This window comes from Candidatus Babeliales bacterium (assembly GCA_019749895.1).
In the GTDB taxonomy this organism is placed as follows: domain Bacteria; phylum Babelota; class Babeliae; order Babelales; family RVW-14; genus AaIE-18.
Window position 1 is genome coordinate 154,436 of record JAIEPG010000005.1, and the last position, 18,677, is coordinate 173,112.

Consider the following 18,677-nt stretch of genomic DNA (forward strand, 5'->3'; position numbering starts at 1 on the left):
ATGTACGCCATTAAATTCTTTAAATTATAGACGTGCTCGAGGGTAACGCATGCCACTACGGTTAGGAAGATTCTTACTTAGTAGATTTGCATGTACAATAAGTACCTCTATAATTCGCTCATAATCATTAAAACGTTGATGGTCATAATCTATACCGTTAGAACCTTGAATTAATGCCAATTGCTGCTGCTTAATTTTACTCAAAAGAAGACCAACAAAAGAAAGCATTTCTTGCTTAAATGCACCTTGCACCAACCAATACCCTACGTTGAGCAAATCACCTGACAACGCAGCAGAACACAACTGTTGCCAATCTGTACTACCAACCGAAGCAGGACTCTTTAAAAAATCTACTTGCCTGTTCAGCAGACCTATAATACGATCATAGTTATCACAAGCTCTAGGTTCATGAGTGACATGAGCCACTTGTTCTTTTCGAACGTTAGTCAAAAGGTCTTGGACTTTGTCTAGACTTACATGCATCAATGCACCTTTACCAACGCACGCAATAACCTGCGTTAAATCACCATTTATAGCCGCTCGACACAAATTTTGCCAGCCCGTTTGATCAAAAGACATATTATCGCCAACGGCCACACCTGCGCCGCTGTGAGGATGAACTTTTTTAACTTTTGCAGGAGCAGAAGAAGCGGCAGAAAGAGAGTTCCCTACAGTAAGTAATGCTAAAAAAAAGACACACTTTTTCATGCGCAAACCTTATGAATAAAAATTTTAAAAAATACTATCTAAACTAATTCATAGAATTTTGTAAAAAATCTATATGACTAACCAAAAGCTCTACAATATCTTTGTAAGCAGCAAGAAATTGGTCGTTATTGTTATCATAAACAGACAGAGATTCTCTTTTTTCTCGAACGACTTTCAAAAGATTTTCCACATCATTGAGATTTACATCAGTAAATGCGCCTTGACTAACAAAGAAATTAACTGACTTCAAATCTCCCTTGACTGCTGTTTCATATAAACCTTGCCACCAAATATCCTCAAGGTCTCCAATAGCCACCCCACAACCACCACGACGGCGATGGAAAGAAGGTGATTCAAAAGTAGCCAAAAGATCGTTACCAAGGGTCAGTAATGTTAAAAGCAAGACACATTTTTTCATTCGTAAGCCTCATGAATAAAAATTTTACAACATAATACATAAACTAATTCGCAGAATAATGTTTTTTAAGAAAAAACATATCATTATTTTTTTTGTGATCCAGCGCAGGCAGCCTGTTTTTGATACAACGCTACTCTGCGACCAGCATGCTCAACCAATAGCTCAATAATACGATCATAATCTAGAAACGCTTTATCGTCATAATCGGTCCCATCAGACCACTCAATCAAATCTTTTTGCTTACGCTTGGCAATGGCAAGCGGTGTTTCTTTTTTGTTGGTTGCAGCAAACATGTGCGCGCCTTGATTAAGCAAAACAATAACACGCTCTAGATCACAATTATTCACCGCATGATGCAAGTCAGTCCAGCCATTTATATCGCTTGCTTCTGAATCAAAGTAGCTATATACCAACTCGCTATCTCGTAGCCCCTGACCAGCTGAAAACAGGGTGCTGGAAAAAAAGAATACACCGAACAAAATATATTTTTTCATAAAAAATTCTCACTTACAGCTACAGCACTAGGCAGGCTTTCAAGGTGATAATAATCTTTTAACCATGCATAAATTTTTGCTATACCTTGCTCGCTAGAAATCTGGGGTTTAAAGCCCAAAAGGGTCTCGGCGCGCGTGTTGTCTGAAACAAACATCAACTGGTCGCCAGGCCGCCACTCATCAAAAGAATAGACAATTTTTTCACCCGTAAAGTTCTTCAGTACATCAAAGAATTGTAATAACGATAATGAATTTTCTTGCCCACCACCCATATTAAACGCAAGACCCTTAACTTTTTCGATATTTATGATGGCGCGTTCATAGAAATTCACCAAATCAGAAACATACAAAACATCGCGCACTTGCTTACCATTGCCATAGATAGTAATTGGCTTTTTTTGCAAATGAGCAATAATAAACCAGGCAATCCAACCTTGATCTTCAACCCCAAATTGATGCGGGCCATAAATGCACGACTGGCGCACGGTAATCGTTTTAAGCCCATAAATGCGCGCGTAATCAAGCGTATATTGGTCGGCAGTACCTTTTGAACAACCGTATGGCGAGAAAAACTCTAATGACTGAGCTTCGTTCACACCTTTGTACAACGGATCAGCAGAACGATAGCGCCACTCATCTTCAACTAAATGTTGCTCGTCAATTTTGCCATAAACTTTATTGGTTGAAGCATTAATAAAAACGGCTTCAGGCGTAAACAAACGCACACATTCCAAAATATTAAACGTACCCAACGCATTAACATAAAAATCATGGCGCGGATCTTGAACCGAAGTAGTTACGGCAACTTGAGCAGCCAAATGAATAACCGCATCAAACGTACGCCCTTTAAAATAAGCTTCTAGTCCTTCACGGTCAGTAATATCAAGCTGCGTAAAATTAAACACAATATTTTCACGCATCCAACGAATATTGATAAGCGCTGTTTGGCGTGAAAGGTTGTCGATAACAAAAACTTCGTGTCCTTGCTGCGCAAAATGTTTTACCACATTGCAGCCAATAAACCCTGCCCCACCCGTTACTAAAATCTTCATCACTACCCCTTAAAAGCAAGCTTTTGATATGCTTTTGGCAATTCTTTAAGCACAGAGTCAAAATTTTTATCGGCAACTCCTTGCAACCCCAAATCCCACAAATAAGCTGCAAGCCCTGGACTTTTATGCAATACACCCTGCATCTTGAGCATAGAAGCATAGTAATGAAACCATAGTTCATCAGGTAGCAAGGGTGCCGTTGCACCACGCAAACGCTGCATTTTTGACTTAATATAGTACTTGGTCAGACAGCGAATATTTTCAAATTCGCGCAATGCTTTTTGCGCGCCCTGCATCTTAAACTCTTCCATATTGATGCGTGTAAGCGCACCACAGTGCCCTTCGCCAACCATGCGCGACATCCAAAACTCTTGCGTCAAGCGATATGGCGGTATGACATGCTCTACAATTATGTTTGGCGAATAAAAAATTTTATAGCCATGCGTTTTGCAACGCCGACAAAAACCATAATCACCGGGCCCAACATATAATTTTTTAAAAGTCTTTTCAGCAACATTAGTCTCTACGCCCACCGTGTCTGGCGGAAAGCCACCAATTTCTTGGTATACCGATTTGCGAATTGCCATGATTGGCCCAGGAACCGCGTCAACTTCTTTTTCTTGATTACCCAAATTGTACAACGAAAGACCGTTAAAACTACTTTGTAAATCAAGAACCCATTGCGGCGGCTCTTGCTCAAAATGAGGTAAAATTTTACCACCAGCAACAGCACACGCTGGATGTTTATCAAAAATTTCTTCGATTGCTTCAAGCGTACCTGCATGCACAATGACATCATCATCAAGGTAGACCATAATCTGCCCACGCGCATGCTGAGCACCAGTGTGGCGCGCCCGCGTAAATGAGGTATTGCCCTCAAAGACATAGCGTACACGATCGCTATAACTATGGACTAATTCTTTAGTCTGATCTTTTGAATTGTTATCAACCACTACTACTTCATACGAAACCTTGCTAGCATGACTAAAGATACTCTCAAGAAGCCGTTTAAGCGATGCTGCGCGATTATGAGTAGGCACTAAAAGAGAAATTTTTGGATCAGTGGTCATGACAACTCCTTACTTTTCAAAAACAATCAACTGGCGAGTTTCGGGATGCGAGGGCAGAAGCGTTGCACGCGCAAAAAATTTCTTACTAACTTCAAGCACACGTTCTAGGCTGTATGTTTTTGGGGAATGCTGCAACAAATGACCAAAAAAGCCAGGATCTGTTGTAATCAACTGATCATTCAAGTCAACAAACTCAAGCACCAGCACTTTCTTGGTTAACAGCCCCAACACACGCATCACCTGCTCAATATTTTCATTCATGCCTAAAACTAAATGATGCACTAAGCCCAGACACAGTACAACATCAGACTGCAATCGATCGTGGGCCGGTAAAAAAAGCGGTGTATCATGCTGCTCAGAACCAAAAGCAAAACGCGACAAATCCTGGAATGATAAAAAGAGCGAAAGAATATTAAGCCCCTCTCCCATTGCAAAGCGATATAAGAAATCAACACATGATTCGTCGATATCCGTTGCAATAACGTTGGCACCAAGCTTGGCAGCCAAGATAGAAAACCAGCCCGTATTGGCACCCAAATCTAACACACTTTGCGGCTTGTACTGCTGCAAAACGTTATACACACCTCTTTGCTTTTCTTTCCATTCAGTTTGATTATCAAAAGAAAAATTCTCTTTTTTGCTTTCGTAATAAGCAACATAGCTGCCATTGCGCGGTGCTACATCAAGCTCTTGAATCAAAGCCAACACATCACGACAACAATCTGTAAACGACTTGCGTTCGGCCTGCGCAACAGAATAGTACAAGCGAGCGGTCTGCAAAACTGTTTGTACTTTTGAGAAAGAACCCTGCATACACACCACATCATGCCAGGTTGTTACAGGATTACCTCGATTGCACGCGTTATGCCACAAGAGCTGGCGCGCTTTTGCGTAATCTTTCCTGCTCATAACAATCAACGGAAAGAGAATATGAGGTAAAAACATCTTTTCAAAAATGACGTAATTAAATCCTTTTCCTTGAGGATCTATTTCTTTATACCACGCTTCTTTTGCTCGATTCTCTTTTTTGATTATCGATAAAAAATCAACAAAGACTGGCTTAGTACCATCAAACAAAATATTTTCTGGCAAGGCATCTTTGAGGGTTAAACCATAAGCATCTAAATCCAAAAAGAGCTGCACGTGAAAACGTGCAGCATCTTTGAAGGCACTAACTGCCCACTCACTTGAATATGAGATGGCTTGCTTTTCATGGCTCAGACAGCCAACATCATCAGCTTGTTGTGTTTTGACAATACCTATTTTTTCTAAATTATGCTGCTGGTACTGTTGCAACAATGATTGCGCTTCTGGCCAGTAAGAACTATCAATTTTTCTTATTACCTGATACTCAGCGTCATACACCGTGCCTTGAGCATCATGGCCAATAAGACGCCTGTGTTGTGAGGAAATCATTTTTTTCCTAACGTAACTAAAAATTAGGCCAACAATCTGCAGAAATAATTGGTTTATGATTTATTATCGAATCACAAACATAATCAAACATCTTATTATTACCTGGTTTCAAAGCATCAGCGCCTGAAAAATTCAAAACGTTATGATCTGTTAATGAATAATTAAAAAGATCGAATTTTATTGAATAAACAAAGTGGTACAAATAAAGAAATTTTCTTGCCTGCTGCTGGTTATTAAAGCGTTCTTGAGAAGTTATCAAATTTCTAGCTAAATCTTCTAACAAAGAAAAATATTCTTCATAATTTTTGGGGTCATACGTAAACCCCTTTTGTGAATATGGAGCGTGACCAAGCGTTACAACCGGCACCCCTGCGCAAGCCATTTCAATACCAAGTGTTGTAGTAAAAACCAATCCCGCAGTAATATAATCAAATAAATCATATGCCTGAATATTAGTATCTGGCCTTAAACAAACAATATTGCTCGTTAAGTTTAAACCTAAACAAAAATCGTACATTCCCTGCCGCGTTACAGGAAAATATTTATTCCATTCTCCAGGATGCGTTTTTAGGATCAAGTTATACTCTGGCTTTTTCTTAAAAAACTCAATTACCTTCTCAAGCCAGCTTGGCATTGACCCAAAGGCTTTAGGCACTTCTAAAGCAGCGGCATCCCATATGATATTAATCGGCAATAGATATGTTGGTTTAGAAAAATCAATATGACTCAATGATTGTTGCACGACTTTTTTCACACAAGAAGAAGGATTTGCTGTATTAACGTTCATATTAACGCCAGTCTTCCCTTTCTTCAAATATTCTTCAATAAGAGTCTTTTCCTTTTCGAGAAGTTCTCTATCTCGCCAACCTTCCCATACACTTGAAAAATCAGTGGGCACAACATCCGCATTAAAATTATAACACCAGGTATTACGTACATAACCAATAGTTGAATTAAAATATGGAATATTTTTTCTAGCCGCTATTATCTTAATAATAGACCATGGATAATAAAAACTACCATTCGAGTAGATAACATCAGGCGCTATATCGTCAATTGCTTTTTTTAAAGCTTCGATCATCAGAATAATATTAAATAAATATGCTTTTAATTTTTTCTTATAATCGTTAACACATTGAATATCACCAACAAGTTCATTATTTTTAATAATATCCACAATCCATTTTCCAACAGGCATAGCATCATATTCCCAGTATGCGTAGTCAATAAGACTATAGTTTTGGCACATTTCTCGAATAACTTTTTTTTGATTTTCAGAGATATAGTGACTTAACTCCAAAGGAATAATATTAAGCCACTTGTGCCATAATTCATCATCCGCATCTTGAATAAGTTTACTATTTTTTTCAAATTGTTCTCGATCATGCTCAGGATCGCCGTTATAACTGCCCCAAATGCCACCCATTACACTGGTCTCGCCTTCCTGAACCCTACCTTCAATCAAAGGTATAATTTTTACGCCTCGCAATCTAAGGGCTTGAGCCAACATCCAATCGTGAATACGATTGACTTCACAGAAAGAAAATGAAAGCGCAAATAAAATTTTTTGCTGCACCTGTTCTGTTGGCATACTACTTACTAATGCATCAACCTGTTCATTAATTTTATGAATTTTTCTTCGTAATTCACAACGTTTTCGACTGCGAAAAAATTGCCTAATTCTTTTACTTGCATTCAAAACAGTATTTTTTAGTCCAAACATTACTCTCTCTTACTACTCTTTTTTTACATTATTACTCAAATAACTTGCACCATTTTTCAACCAAGGTATCACTCATTACAAAATCACGTCCAGCCATAATACCATCACAAATAAAATCGATAAAATCGTTATTTCCAGGCAAAAGCATATCAACTTGATCAAAGCGGAAATAACGATTTTTTGAATGTTCTACAATATCAAAAGGAATTTGACGTTGTAAAAAAAAGCAATAGGCATATTGACACGCTAAATTTCTTTCATAATCGGTAAGTAAAGGCATGTGTACAACACGTCTTAAAAAATCATGATAATCTTTTTTGTTAAACGAATCGTACGTGAATCCCTTCTGACCATAATGAGCTTGACCAACAAGAATAACAGGCTTACCCATTAATAAAATTTCAAGCCCAGCAGTTCCACAAACCGTAACAGCTCCATCAATGAGTTGATAAAAATTAAGGGGACTTATTTCGTCATGCATAGAAATTATCTTTATATGCTTTGGCAATAATGGAAAATTTTTGTTAATAAATTGCTCAAGACCACTCTGCGGGTTTTCCCACACTTCGGCAGGATGAATTTTTATTAACCATGTTACATCTTCAATAGAACTAATTTGAACTATTGTATCAAAAATCCACTCATTAAAATTTTCATACGGCATTGGAACATAATCACCAACATTATCCCAATTAATATGACAAAAAATACCCCAAACTGGCTTGTTTGGATCTATTTTATAATGTTCTTTTAACACTTGAATATCATCTTGGTAGACGCCAAATGACTTCATATCAAAACTTATTTGTTTCTTATAGCGATTCGACAAAAATTGATCCAAGCGTTTTTTTTCAACTTCAATCAAAGGAACAGATTTTCGTTGCTGCCAGGCTTGAGTACTAATGCTATAAAAATCGATAGGCTCACTAGTAATCTGCTTAAAATAAAATTGATAGGGCATATATGAAGACATCCAAGCAGTAACGGGAATATTTTGCGACAATGCATTATGTAACGCCGGACCCCAATCAACATAAGTCCCATGAGACATAAACAGTTGTTTTGGTTGATACTGTTTTATTGCAGCACGAGACGCTGCAGCAACAAGCAACCCCGCATACGTATAATCCAATAAAACATCAGTACGTTCCTTAATATCATGCCCACGAGAATAACGGATAAGCGCTGATAAAATATTTTTCCCAATATTTACCCCCTCATATACCAAAGTACCCACCGTTTCCCAAGTAACGGCCTGCGCTTGGCGAAAAAGAAAAGCTCGATCATCATGAGTAATAAAATCTCCAACAAATGAATACGGCAGACCAAGCGAATCAAGTACCGCTGCACATGATTGTTTGCAATTACTGCATCGTTTTTCTTTTTTTGAACATTGATAGTCTTGGACAACTTCACGCCGCACGCACGCGGGCAATGTACCATCACAAATAACTAAATGAACATTTACGCCACGAAGACGAAGAGCAAGAGCAACAGCACCTTCAATATTAAGCAACAACGACATACCACCAGTAACCCAAAAAAGTACTCGGTCAGCTTTTTGTGTAACAGGTATTGCCAAAGAACTCTTGTAAAGATTTGCTATCTGATTTCGTTTGTATTTTTGCTCCTGATAATCACGCAAAAAAACAGATGCCTTCTTCTTAAGCCCCAAAAACTTGCTAAAAATCATAAAGAAGCCTCAACATAGTCAGCTCTTTTATTTTTTTTAAGTATTGGATTTGTTGAAACCGGCAACAAATTTAATGCAATAAGATGGTCAATAAAAGTGAATAAATGAAGATCTTGATAACGACGCGCAATCAGCTGAACACCAAAAGGCAACCCTGAAGGCGCGGTAAAAACAGGTGCACTCACAACAGGAACATACGTCATAGTCCACATCAACGCAGGATCTGGCAACTCTATTTCATAACGCAACGGCGCTTGGCCAGCAGTACTTAGCGAAACAAGTACATCATACTTTTCAAAGACCGAATCAACCAAACTAACCATTTCACGCTGTTGAACTAAAGCTTGCTGATAATCTTGAGAAATAATTGTTAAGCCATCTTCAATGAGCTCAACCATTCTTTCAGATACTGATTCTTTTTGTTTAAACTCTTCTTGAAAATAGTAAGCAAGTGATCTGTTATAAATTATTCGGTGAATGTCATGAGCTTTGTTCAACTGCTCGGGCAATTGAATTTCTTCAACAGAAACCTCATGCCCCCCAGCTAGTTTTTGGACCCAATCAATCATAGCCTCTTGAGCATAATTGTAAGCATAATTCCACGTGTGCGTACGCACAAAACCTACACGCCATGGCCGACTCCGAGGCCCTTTCGGTACACAATAATTATCCAAGGCTTCATAAATAAATGGATAATCTTTACCAGAAACTCTGAGCGCATTTAAAACATGAGCCAAATCTTGCGCATGACTCACAAAAAAACCTACAGAATCCAACGTATCAGTCGTCTTTAAAATACCAGTACGCGGAATAAGCCCAAAAGATGGCTTTACACCATAAACACCACAAAAGCTTGCTGGCCTGACAATTGAGCCTGCCGTCTGCGTACCAAGCGCAACTGGAAGCATACCTGTTGCCACAGCAACGGCAGAGCCGCTTGAAGAAGTTCCCGGAGAAACAGCAAAATTGTGGGGATTTTTTGTTTCACTCAACGCATGAACACCAAATTCAGCCGATGATGTTTTGCCTGGGATTATGCCACCAGATCGCTCAACATGGTACACAACACGCGCATCATTTCCTGGAAAAAATCCTTGCCACAAAGCACTCCCCATTTGCGTCTGAAAACGAGTTGTATTAATAATATCTTTTATACCAACCGGAATGCCTTCAAACGGTCTTGAGTATCCTTTTTGAATATTTTCTCGCGCCAAGTAAGCTTGTTGCAAAAAATATTCTGCATCAAAGTGTTCCCAAGCATGCAACGTTGTGTCAGTACTTTGCACAAAACTAATAATTGATTCAGCAACATAAACAGGATCTAAAAGATTATCCCGATATGCCTGAAGCGTTTGCTGAATACTATAATCTAAAAAAAAACCATGTTGCATGGTAACCACCAGTTCTAAATATTTTCTTTGTTGGTTTTTTCAATCAATTCTTCCACAAAAGGCTTCACCGATTTCCTATGCTCTTTGTTTTTAAAATGAATTGGCATAGCAATTTTCCCCAGTTTTTTTAAGCGATGACCTTCCATAATTTTATGAAATTCATCTTCAGTTAGGCCGGTAATTTTTAGGTAATAATCAAGCGCATCGGGCCTGAGCGAATCATGTTTTTTTGCCAGCTCAAAACCCTCTTCACGCGTTAAAAGACCTGCTCGCACATCTACACTGGCATGAAAAGTTCCACGGCCATAGCCACGCTTGAGATAGCACGTAAAGTCATGAACACCTGGCATAATACACTCAGCACTTTTATAACGCTTATACGTACCGTCAATATTAGTTTCTTTCCAAGCGTAGTTGTCACGCACAAATTCCATTTGGCGCTCATCATCCCAAAAAATATAGTCTCCCAAATGAATACCATGAACACCAACTTTTAAGCATTCTTCTGGTGTTGGATTTTTGAACGGCGCCATATCTTTCATGGTCAAATAATCACACACCATTTCTTCTGGTTTGCGCTTAGCAGAAACAGAAAGAAAATAATCTTTATCAAACTGCAAACGCTTACATTTGTATGAAGCGCGTCCAGACGACTCAGATATCGACTCACCCCAAATAAGCAGTGGTATTTTGTATGCAACGGCTACTTGCAAAGGAAATGCACCAACACCGGCATGACAATGCCAACACGCATCACCAATAGCTTCAAGCGAGCGACGAGCAGTACGGTTTACCAAGCTGCGATTTGGCGTAAACATAATGTGATCAACATTAAATTTTTCAAGCGAATTCAAAAGGTTGTACATGCCCGTACCACTGAACCAATTGTGGCTAAACGTAACAGCCAAAGGCTTCATACCATAAACTTTTGTGAGGACATGAAGCTGAAAAGTGCTATCTTTACCACCACTGATAGGAATTATGCAATCGTAGTTATCGCCAGATTTTGCTTTTGCATCTTCTAAGATTGCTCTTAAATCTTTTTCACGCTCCGCCCAATTAATGTGCATTTTCTCTTCAGATGAACGACAGGCCTGGCAAATACCCATCTCATCAAAATCAACGCCTTCTTGCGTTTCTGGAATGCAACAGCGAACGCAATATTGTAAATGTTGGAACGGAGGAGTACTATTTTGTTCGTTCATAATTTTTTCTTTCTAAAAAACAGTAGCGCTCTGCACTGCTGGTTGATTAAACTTTGCAAGAAATTCTTCACGCAGTAGACCATATTCAAGAATATCAACAAACTCTCCATGCTTAAACAGAGCTTGCCTTCGAAGACCTTCTTCTTTCATTACCATATAATGGGCAAGTTTTTGCATGGCAATATTGCGAACAGACGTTCCACAATGCACTCTGTGCAAATTAAGTTCCAAAAAACCATGCTTCAAAAGCATAATCGAAGCTTCTTTAGCATAACCTTGTCCCCATGAATTTTTATCACCCAAAATAATGGCATATTCAGCATTTCTACTAATATAATTAATATTTTGTAGAGCAATATTCCCAATATGCTTATCATTATCTTTACGAACAATAGCACATACCAAAAAAGCTGGATTATCTGTGACCATATCAAGAAAACTCTGTGCTGCTTTTTTCCCATAAGGAAAAACGTGATGCGAATTAAAACGACACACATCAGCATCGTTAAGCCAAGCAATATAATCATCTTCTAGATCTTGCTGACAAAGCGCTCGTAAATAAATTTTTTCGCCAATTAAAAACGGTGCATTCATAATAATTTTCTATTTTCCCAAACTTTTTCAAATGCTCGAACAACATCATCTAAATCCTGTTTGGTCATACCAGGACGCATAAGTTCATGAACAATCAGCTCGTGGTTGTGCATGCGCTCAGTAACTGGACATATGCCCGGAACATAAGAAGCTTCACCCCCTTGTGGTTGCAAAGTCCATGGATAATGCGAAGTTCCATACACCTGTTTTTTTTGATATATCGATTGAAGGTACAGCGGCTTAACATACCCAGCGTTAACTTTAACGCCTTCGGTTTCGCGCCACTCCGTCACCTCAAGTTCTGCTTTTACCGCATTAACAAATGCATCGCGAGAAATTCCAGCCAACAACTCGTCAAATTTTATAGCGTGAAGATAATAGGCATGCGTGCAATCCTGACGAACCTTTGGCATTGTTAAAGCAGGAATAGCTGCCAGTTTTTTTTCTAAATAAGTAACATTTTCTACACGCGCTTGAACAAGCGGCTTTAAATGCTTGAGCAAAGCAAGCCCTATAACTGCCTGCATTTCCGTTAGGCGATAATTAAAACCAATCATATTGGTAAAATGCGCATCACCTTTGGCATCAATCACTGCTTCAGCATGGTTACGAATAAGCCGCAACCGCTCTGCCAATTCGTCGTTATCAGTTACTACCACTCCACCCTCACCAGTGTGAATATGCTTGTGATAATTAAGCGAATAAACGCCCATATCACCCAATGTACCAGCACTTTTGTTTTTATATAAAGCACCTGGTGCCTGGGCACAATCTTCAATCACCAGCAACTTATGTTTACGTGCAAGCTCATTAACTGCCAGAGCGTCGTAAGGCAAACCAAAAAGATCAACAATAACAATTGCTTTAGTGCGCGGCGTAATGCGTTGCTCAATTGATGCAATATCGAGACAAAAATAATCTTTTTCTATGTCAGCAAAAACAGGTATTGCATGGTACACCAACGGTGCCACAGCAGAAGCAGACATACTGAACGGTGTTACGATAATTTCATCACCCGGTTCAATGCCAGCAGCACCAACCGCAGCATACAAGCCAGAAGTCGCAGAGTTAACTGCTATAGCATGCTTAACACCAAAATGAGCCGCCCACGCTTCTTCAAAAGCACGAACTTGTGGACCTCCATAAAAATCTTGATGCCATGCGCCAAGGTAGCGAGAAAGTACACCGGATCGTAAAACTTTCACAACAGCATTTTCAACCTCTTGATCAATCAAGTGGTAAGGAGGAAATTTTTTTGTTCGGATTTTTTGACCACCATGCACAGCCAATGGCGATATCGCTTTATATTCTTTTATTTTTTGCAATGTTTGAACGTCATTCATCTCTCATCTCTCCCCAGAGCAACGAATCTATAACACGCGCAACATTTTTTGCTGCTTGTTGAATAACCAAAAAACCAGTCACAGACATGGCTCTCTGATACATTACTACTGCCTGTAATGTAGCGAATAATTCTGTTTTATCCAAGATCGTTTTTATAAAATTACGACGAGAAAGAATAAAAGGATCTTCAGTCTTAAGGCCTATTTGCACACTCAAAATAGGTATATTAAGCAAAGCAGCTTCCAAAAGAAACATTGAAGACATCCCACACACCACATCAGACATCAACATCGCTTGCGCACCCGGAACAGCATTGTCAACGACCACTCTCAAGAACGGCGTATTTGGCAATACAACAAGATTATGGTAGTACAGCAGGTCTTCTTTGGGGTGTGGCCGTATTACCAAAACAATTTTTTTCTGAGTACATTGAGCAAGAACAGTCAATACATCAAGTATTTGTTGTAAAATTATTTGCTCAGTATAACCCAAATAATCAGTATCTTTATAAACAAGAGAAAGAGGCTCTGATGCAAAGGTAATAAGTATGTCTACCTCACCATACAAAGATTTTCTTAATGCCACAATATGATCATGCGATAATGTTTTTTTTCTCTCCTGAACAAGATCAAAATATGGCTGACCAGTAACTATAACACGGCTACCCGCAATGCCTTCTGCCAATGTTTGCTCGCGTGCATAATCGTCCATCACACAAATTTTTGATGGCACATACGCATGCGTTTTATGACCTAGGTAAGCCTCAATTTGGTCAATGCTATAGGCAGAAAAGCGAACACCATAATTCATCCACTGGTCAAGTATGGCACAAGAAGGAATAGTAAGCTTTTCGCAAGAACGCCAAAGATATTTTTCTGTTTTATCTGTTGCACTGGTACCCGTTACCACCACATCTGGCATTTCCTCAGACAAAAAATCGGTTACCGCTTGCTGGGTAAAATCAGAAATAACAGCAGCTATATTCTTACCGCTATAACCAAATTCTTGATAGCGCTTGAGCGCCATGTTCTTGCCAAAAAGCACTATTTCGTATTTTTTTTTCAGAAGATCGATTAAAGGAATAATGGTATTTGCCCCACCAGGGTCATGCGCGAAGAGGAGTATTTTCTTTTGCATGGGAATCCTGCGTACACAACTTCATAACAGCATAAGCATCATCAAGCGTACAAGATAAACGTTGTTGGCAAGTCAAAAAATGAGCAATGTTATCGGCAGCACCATATAAAGCCTGCGCCAACGAAGAAGACTGCTTATTCGTAAGCACAAGATTTGAATAGCCTTGAAAAAGCGTACTTGGCAAAACGGCATATTCTTCAATACAAAAGCCGCTGTCTACAATACGCACCCGTCTCTTTTCAAACAAAAAATCCATTTCAAAAATGGTAAACAAACGGCAATCAACTGGTTGTAAAAAAAACAATGCATCATAATCTGCCAAGTGCAATTTTCCCATAACGCTGGGGTCATCGTCATAATAATCAAAAACTTTTTGTATGCAATCAACCGAAGTTATGTCCCCCAACAAAAACCTCACAAAATCAAGCATGTGCGAACCGTTGTGCAAGAAGCCCTTGCCATAATACCCCGTACCGGCAATAAAACGCCCAAATTCTCCAGCGTGCACTCGCCGCCGCATTTCATGAAACTCAGGTACAAAACGCCGCGAATAATTAACTAAAATGGGAATACCTGCCTGCGTATACAATTGCCTAATCTTATACGCCTGCTCAAGCGTTTTGGTGAGCGGCTTTTCAGCAAAAACAAGTCTAACGGGATAGCGTGCAAGTTGCTGAAGAATATCATAATGCGTTTGATCTGGCGTTGCAACACACACAACGTCGATACTACGCACCGAAAAGGCTTGCTCAAGTGAGGCAAAAAATTGCGTACTCCACCGCTGGGCAGCTTGCTTGGCACAGTCAATGTCAGCATCAACAAAACCAACTAGCTCAAAAGCTGGATGCTGAGAAAACGCATGCGCGTGGGTAATAATATGACTGTCGCTGGGAGAATCAAAAAAAGCACCTATCCGGCCAGCGCCAATAATTAAAACTCGATACTTCATTTATCCAACAAGATTATTAATAACTTTGTATTTTAGTTCTGCAATTTTCCAATCTTCAAGCGAATCAATGTCTTGCACTTCAAGCTCAGAAAGCTTTATTGCCATAGTATTTTTGGCAAACAACTGTTTTTGCTCGAGAAGACTTTGCGATTTCATGAAGTAAAACTGCCCACAATCATGATAAACAGGTTCTAGATCTTGCGAACGTTTATTATAATTTTCTGGCCACAACATACTTAATTTGTCATCGTCAACCCGCACGGCTCGCTGAACCGGATAGCTAAACCGCACCACCGGCACTACTGAATCAACTTTCGATTCAGTAAGCATGGCAAAGCCCTCTTTCAAGCGTTGCGCAGAAACAAACGGTGCTGTTGGCAATATGCAGCAAAAATAGGTAAAGTTCTTGCCTTGCTTGTGATACTCAAGCAAGACCTCTTCAATAACATCGGCCAACATTGCATGATCATCGGCATTAGACGCCGAACGAATAAAGGGAACCTGAGCTCCCACATTTTTTGCAATGTCTGCAATTTCCACATCATCAGTAGAAACCATAACTTCATCAAAACAGCCTGCTTGCAACGCAGCCTGAATTGAATAGCTTATAATCGGCTGGCCCAAAAAAGATTTTATATTTTTTCTTGGAATACGCTTACTACCGCCACGAGCAGGAATAATAGCAACACATGAGTGATTATTCATCACACAACTCCCTTATAAATCTGCGTGTAATAAACCATCACCACAAACCTTAGCAACCTTTAAAGACTTGCCTAAAACTGTATCTTTTTCCCAGGGACTAAAGGCATCTTGAGGAGCTGGGCGCAAATATTCAACATCATGCTCGGTAATTATTTCGCCAGCTGCCATATCACGCTTAAAGCGAATGCACCGACGTTGTAAAACAACCGATTCTTGCTCATTTGCTTCAACGCGCTTCACGCCATCACCAAGGGCATATTCTAACTCTCTGGTTCTATCAACCATATCCCGCCAGGCTACCGGACTCATTGAAAATAGATGGTCGGGGCCAATTCTGTTGTTATCATCAGTAAAATGCTTTTCAATAACGCGAGCACCAAGTGCCACCGCACCCAGTACCGTTGCATGGCCAGGCGTGTGATCTGAAAGTCCCAAAATCATGCCAGGAAACGTATGCGCATACGTTTTTAGAACATTAAGATTGATATACTTAAAATTTTCTAAAGAGGCTGTGTAATTAGTATTGCACTGCATCAAAACAATTTTTTTGTTGTGCTTTATAACAGCAGTAACAGCACGTTCAACTTCTTCCATGCAAGAGGCACCCGTTGCCAAAAAAACAGGCTTATTTTTTTTTGCGATAGTTTCAATAAAAGGTGTCCACGTCACATCACCAGAACCAATTTTAAAAGCTGGAGCATACTTGTCCCACAAATCTACCGCATCATAATCATACGGCGCCGTAAAAACAGTTATCTTTGCGTCATGCGCAGTTTTTACTAACTCTTCAGTCCATTCACGACGACATTCATTTTCTTGATACGTTTCAAAAACAGTTTTTTTCCAGGTAGCTTGATGACTAAGTTGGCGACCCAAGCTCTTAAAACCATAATCACTCACAATACCATCGGCTATGAAGTGTTGAAATTTTGCAACATCTGCACCAGCCTCTTTGGCTAAATAAATTAAATCTTTTGCTCGAGAGAGATCGCCATCATGATTTGCTGCAATGTCCGCTATAAAATAGGTAGGAGCAGTAGCCGAAACTTCGCGATCATCAACAAAAAATTTATTGTCGTATTTCATCAAATTTCCTTGTAGCTTGCATAATTAAACTTTTGAGTACGGCATCTTTGGTTGGTAATTGATAACCAAGAATTTCTTCTGCCCGGCCAACATCTAAACCAAGACTTTCGGCACGAACAACCCCCTGATACGAACTTTTAATAACGCTACCAATAGTTGCTTTGGTAAGAGATTTTCCAAGACCGGTTGATAAACCCAAAATAAAATCTTTTTTACTTGAAACATCTCTACAAGCAAGATTAATAACACCAGAAACATTATTGTTTAAAAGGTCAAACAACACTTTTGAAAATTGGGCAACATCAATACTTGAAGTATAAAAATCATCAAAAAGAACGCATGGTTCGTCATTTTGTATAACCTTAAGCGCCCACTCAACAAAGGTAGGGCTATTTGGCTGCTGACGAAAGCCAACAATATTTGTTCGTACAACAAGCGCATTATCATATGCTAAAGCCAAACACTCGGCTAAATATTTGGTTCTAGCATACTCATTAAGCAAGACTATTTTTCCGTTTTCATCGTGCTTACTGTCAATCCCGCCAGTGTAATAATGATCGGTAGAAATATGAATTAAGCGAATAGCATACTTACGGCACACATTTGCCAAAATTCCGGCAGGCCGCGTGTTAACCCGGTACGCAAGGCCAGGGTCTTGCTCGCATACTCCCAAATTTACTAGAGCTACGGTATTAATTATTGTAGTAGGCCGATAGTCATCAATTAATTTAGTCAGTTTGGCATCATCGCAAATATCAAAAAGAACGTCTGCACAACCCGAATCTGCCATACCCAAAGCTTCAAGATTACGATCTTTTGCTTCTTTCATAAGAGCTTGACCCAACATACCCGTTGAACCTAAAACTAATAATCGCATTACAACGTCCTCACCCAACCATCTGCATACCGTTGGCAAATAGCTTCTTTTCTATCGTTTTTAAAAAAGCAACATCTTGCTCAAAATCAGCCAAGCTGTCTTGATATTTTTTTTCAGTTTCAATCGTTAGCAAACTATTTGTCGGATATATCGAAAAAATTTTACCCAAATCAAACGTCCCTGCACCAAAGTGCCAGTGAACATCGTAAACACCCTTTTGATCGCCATCAGTCAAGTGATACATAGTCGGCTTAAGCTTATTAAACTGATTAACAAAATAGTAAGGTTCGTAGCCCAAAGCATTAGCTGCACAAATAGCATGTCCGGCGTCAAGGCAAAAACCAACACCAGAAAATTCCATAACTGCCCTTATATGCTCTGGCAAATAACCAACAGCGGTCTGGCCATTGCCCAATTCTGGTACGATATGATATGGTTTATTTTCAATTAACATGCGTTTATCAAAAAATTTCTTAAATTGCTCAGCTGTCTGCTCAATGTTTCCACCAACGCCAGGATGTACCACCACAAATAACGCACTCAAAGAATCGGCCCAACGCAACGATTCGCTTAAAATCTTTTGATTGCTTTGTTCACATTCTTTTTTAGATAAATTGAGACCATGCGCAAAATGTGGCGCATGAATAACAAACGGAATATTTAATGAAGTCCATAAAGAAACATAGCGATCAAATGAGCCAGGAACTGCATAAAGCTCAATGTACGAATAAAGCCCTTGCTCATAAAGTTTTCTTGCATCGTTAATATATCGCTCATTAGTTGACCAAACTTTTAGACCAAATTTATACATGTTC

At 39.3% G+C, this 18,677-nt stretch carries 18 protein-coding genes; all 18 read right to left on the reverse strand.

All coding sequences use genetic code 11. The features are described from left to right. Positions 1-24: 24 nt before the first annotated feature. On the reverse strand, positions 25-708 hold the full coding sequence (locus K2W90_05115) for a hypothetical protein (GenBank protein MBY0353717.1): 684 nt from the start codon (positions 706-708) through the stop codon (positions 25-27). 43 nt (positions 709-751) lie between these two features. Further along, positions 752-1,126 carry a hypothetical protein gene (locus tag K2W90_05120; protein ID MBY0353718.1) on the reverse strand — a complete coding sequence of 125 codons (375 nt, stop codon included), beginning with the start codon at positions 1,124-1,126 and terminating at the stop codon, positions 752-754. 83 nt (positions 1,127-1,209) lie between these two features. Then, a complete protein-coding gene (locus tag K2W90_05125) occupies positions 1,210-1,620 on the reverse strand; it encodes a hypothetical protein (GenBank protein MBY0353719.1) in 411 nt (136 codons plus the stop codon). Next, positions 1,617-2,672, reverse strand: coding sequence for an SDR family NAD(P)-dependent oxidoreductase (locus K2W90_05130; protein ID MBY0353720.1), 1,056 nt, complete (start codon positions 2,670-2,672; stop codon positions 1,617-1,619). Before K2W90_05130 ends, K2W90_05125 begins: the two co-directional genes overlap by 4 nt. A gap of 2 nt (positions 2,673-2,674) precedes the next feature. Then, positions 2,675-3,742, reverse strand: coding sequence for a glycosyltransferase (locus K2W90_05135; protein MBY0353721.1), 1,068 nt, complete (start codon positions 3,740-3,742; stop codon positions 2,675-2,677). A gap of 9 nt (positions 3,743-3,751) precedes the next feature. Next, entirely contained in the window at positions 3,752-5,158 is a 1,407-nt protein-coding gene (locus K2W90_05140; protein MBY0353722.1) for a class I SAM-dependent methyltransferase, read from the reverse strand. Positions 5,159-5,174: 16 nt separating this feature from the next. Further along, a complete protein-coding gene (locus tag K2W90_05145) occupies positions 5,175-6,881 on the reverse strand; it encodes a hypothetical protein (GenBank protein ID MBY0353723.1) in 1,707 nt (568 codons plus the stop codon). 31 nt (positions 6,882-6,912) lie between these two features. Then, positions 6,913-8,574 carry a hypothetical protein gene (locus K2W90_05150; GenBank protein ID MBY0353724.1) on the reverse strand — a complete coding sequence of 554 codons (1,662 nt, stop codon included), beginning with the start codon at positions 8,572-8,574 and terminating at the stop codon, positions 6,913-6,915. Then, complete coding sequence (locus K2W90_05155) at positions 8,571-9,965, reverse strand: amidase (GenBank protein ID MBY0353725.1); 1,395 nt, start codon at positions 9,963-9,965, stop codon at positions 8,571-8,573. Before K2W90_05155 ends, K2W90_05150 begins: the two co-directional genes overlap by 4 nt. Before the next feature lie 14 nt (positions 9,966-9,979). Further along, positions 9,980-11,170, reverse strand: a complete 1,191-nt coding sequence (locus K2W90_05160; GenBank protein MBY0353726.1) for an N-acetyl sugar amidotransferase — start codon at positions 11,168-11,170, stop codon at positions 9,980-9,982. A 12-nt stretch (positions 11,171-11,182) separates the two neighbouring features. Next, complete coding sequence (locus K2W90_05165; protein MBY0353727.1) at positions 11,183-11,764, reverse strand: GNAT family N-acetyltransferase; 582 nt, start codon at positions 11,762-11,764, stop codon at positions 11,183-11,185. Further along, positions 11,761-13,107, reverse strand: a complete 1,347-nt coding sequence (locus tag K2W90_05170; GenBank protein ID MBY0353728.1) for a DegT/DnrJ/EryC1/StrS family aminotransferase — start codon at positions 13,105-13,107, stop codon at positions 11,761-11,763. Before K2W90_05170 ends, K2W90_05165 begins: the two co-directional genes overlap by 4 nt. Beyond that, complete coding sequence (locus K2W90_05175) at positions 13,100-14,245, reverse strand: hypothetical protein (protein MBY0353729.1); 1,146 nt, start codon at positions 14,243-14,245, stop codon at positions 13,100-13,102. The genes K2W90_05170 and K2W90_05175 overlap by 8 nt, the downstream gene beginning before the upstream one ends. After that, positions 14,214-15,194, reverse strand: coding sequence for a Gfo/Idh/MocA family oxidoreductase (locus K2W90_05180; protein MBY0353730.1), 981 nt, complete (start codon positions 15,192-15,194; stop codon positions 14,214-14,216). Before K2W90_05180 ends, K2W90_05175 begins: the two co-directional genes overlap by 32 nt. Continuing rightward, on the reverse strand, positions 15,195-15,899 hold the full coding sequence (gene pseF, locus K2W90_05185) for a pseudaminic acid cytidylyltransferase (GenBank protein MBY0353731.1): 705 nt from the start codon (positions 15,897-15,899) through the stop codon (positions 15,195-15,197). Positions 15,900-15,911: 12 nt separating this feature from the next. Then, on the reverse strand, positions 15,912-16,985 hold the full coding sequence (locus tag K2W90_05190) for an N-acetylneuraminate synthase family protein (protein MBY0353732.1): 1,074 nt from the start codon (positions 16,983-16,985) through the stop codon (positions 15,912-15,914). After that, on the reverse strand, positions 16,969-17,862 hold the full coding sequence (locus K2W90_05195) for a sugar nucleotide-binding protein (GenBank protein ID MBY0353733.1): 894 nt from the start codon (positions 17,860-17,862) through the stop codon (positions 16,969-16,971). The genes K2W90_05190 and K2W90_05195 overlap by 17 nt, the downstream gene beginning before the upstream one ends. 10 nt (positions 17,863-17,872) lie before the next feature. Then, positions 17,873-18,673, reverse strand: coding sequence for a sugar phosphate isomerase/epimerase (locus K2W90_05200; GenBank protein MBY0353734.1), 801 nt, complete (start codon positions 18,671-18,673; stop codon positions 17,873-17,875). Positions 18,674-18,677 lie beyond the last annotated feature (4 nt).

What these genes read in the sequence shown, in the direction of transcription:
- K2W90_05160 (MBY0353726.1), bottom strand. Translation starts at nt 11,170, where the DNA reads ATGAACGAACAAAATAGTACTCCTCCGTTCCAACATTTACAATATTGC.
- K2W90_05200 (MBY0353734.1), bottom strand. Translation starts at nt 18,673, where the DNA reads ATGTATAAATTTGGTCTAAAAGTTTGGTCAACTAATGAGCGATATATT.
- K2W90_05120 (MBY0353718.1), bottom strand. Translation starts at nt 1,126, where the DNA reads ATGAAAAAATGTGTCTTGCTTTTAACATTACTGACCCTTGGTAACGAT.
- K2W90_05140 (MBY0353722.1), bottom strand. Translation starts at nt 5,158, where the DNA reads ATGATTTCCTCACAACACAGGCGTCTTATTGGCCATGATGCTCAAGGC.
- K2W90_05195 (MBY0353733.1), bottom strand. Translation starts at nt 17,862, where the DNA reads ATGCGATTATTAGTTTTAGGTTCAACGGGTATGTTGGGTCAAGCTCTT.
- K2W90_05115 (MBY0353717.1), bottom strand. Translation starts at nt 708, where the DNA reads ATGAAAAAGTGTGTCTTTTTTTTAGCATTACTTACTGTAGGGAACTCT.
- K2W90_05125 (MBY0353719.1), bottom strand. Translation starts at nt 1,620, where the DNA reads ATGAAAAAATATATTTTGTTCGGTGTATTCTTTTTTTCCAGCACCCTG.
- K2W90_05175 (MBY0353729.1), bottom strand. Translation starts at nt 14,245, where the DNA reads ATGCAAAAGAAAATACTCCTCTTCGCGCATGACCCTGGTGGGGCAAAT.
- pseF (MBY0353731.1), bottom strand. Translation starts at nt 15,899, where the DNA reads ATGAATAATCACTCATGTGTTGCTATTATTCCTGCTCGTGGCGGTAGT.
- K2W90_05130 (MBY0353720.1), bottom strand. Translation starts at nt 2,672, where the DNA reads ATGAAGATTTTAGTAACGGGTGGGGCAGGGTTTATTGGCTGCAATGTG.
- K2W90_05165 (MBY0353727.1), bottom strand. Translation starts at nt 11,764, where the DNA reads ATGAATGCACCGTTTTTAATTGGCGAAAAAATTTATTTACGAGCGCTT.
- K2W90_05135 (MBY0353721.1), bottom strand. Translation starts at nt 3,742, where the DNA reads ATGACCACTGATCCAAAAATTTCTCTTTTAGTGCCTACTCATAATCGC.
- K2W90_05190 (MBY0353732.1), bottom strand. Translation starts at nt 16,985, where the DNA reads ATGAAATACGACAATAAATTTTTTGTTGATGATCGCGAAGTTTCGGCT.
- K2W90_05180 (MBY0353730.1), bottom strand. Translation starts at nt 15,194, where the DNA reads ATGAAGTATCGAGTTTTAATTATTGGCGCTGGCCGGATAGGTGCTTTT.
- K2W90_05145 (MBY0353723.1), bottom strand. Translation starts at nt 6,881, where the DNA reads ATGTTTGGACTAAAAAATACTGTTTTGAATGCAAGTAAAAGAATTAGG.
- K2W90_05170 (MBY0353728.1), bottom strand. Translation starts at nt 13,107, where the DNA reads ATGAATGACGTTCAAACATTGCAAAAAATAAAAGAATATAAAGCGATA.
- K2W90_05155 (MBY0353725.1), bottom strand. Translation starts at nt 9,965, where the DNA reads ATGCAACATGGTTTTTTTTTAGATTATAGTATTCAGCAAACGCTTCAG.
- K2W90_05150 (MBY0353724.1), bottom strand. Translation starts at nt 8,574, where the DNA reads ATGATTTTTAGCAAGTTTTTGGGGCTTAAGAAGAAGGCATCTGTTTTT.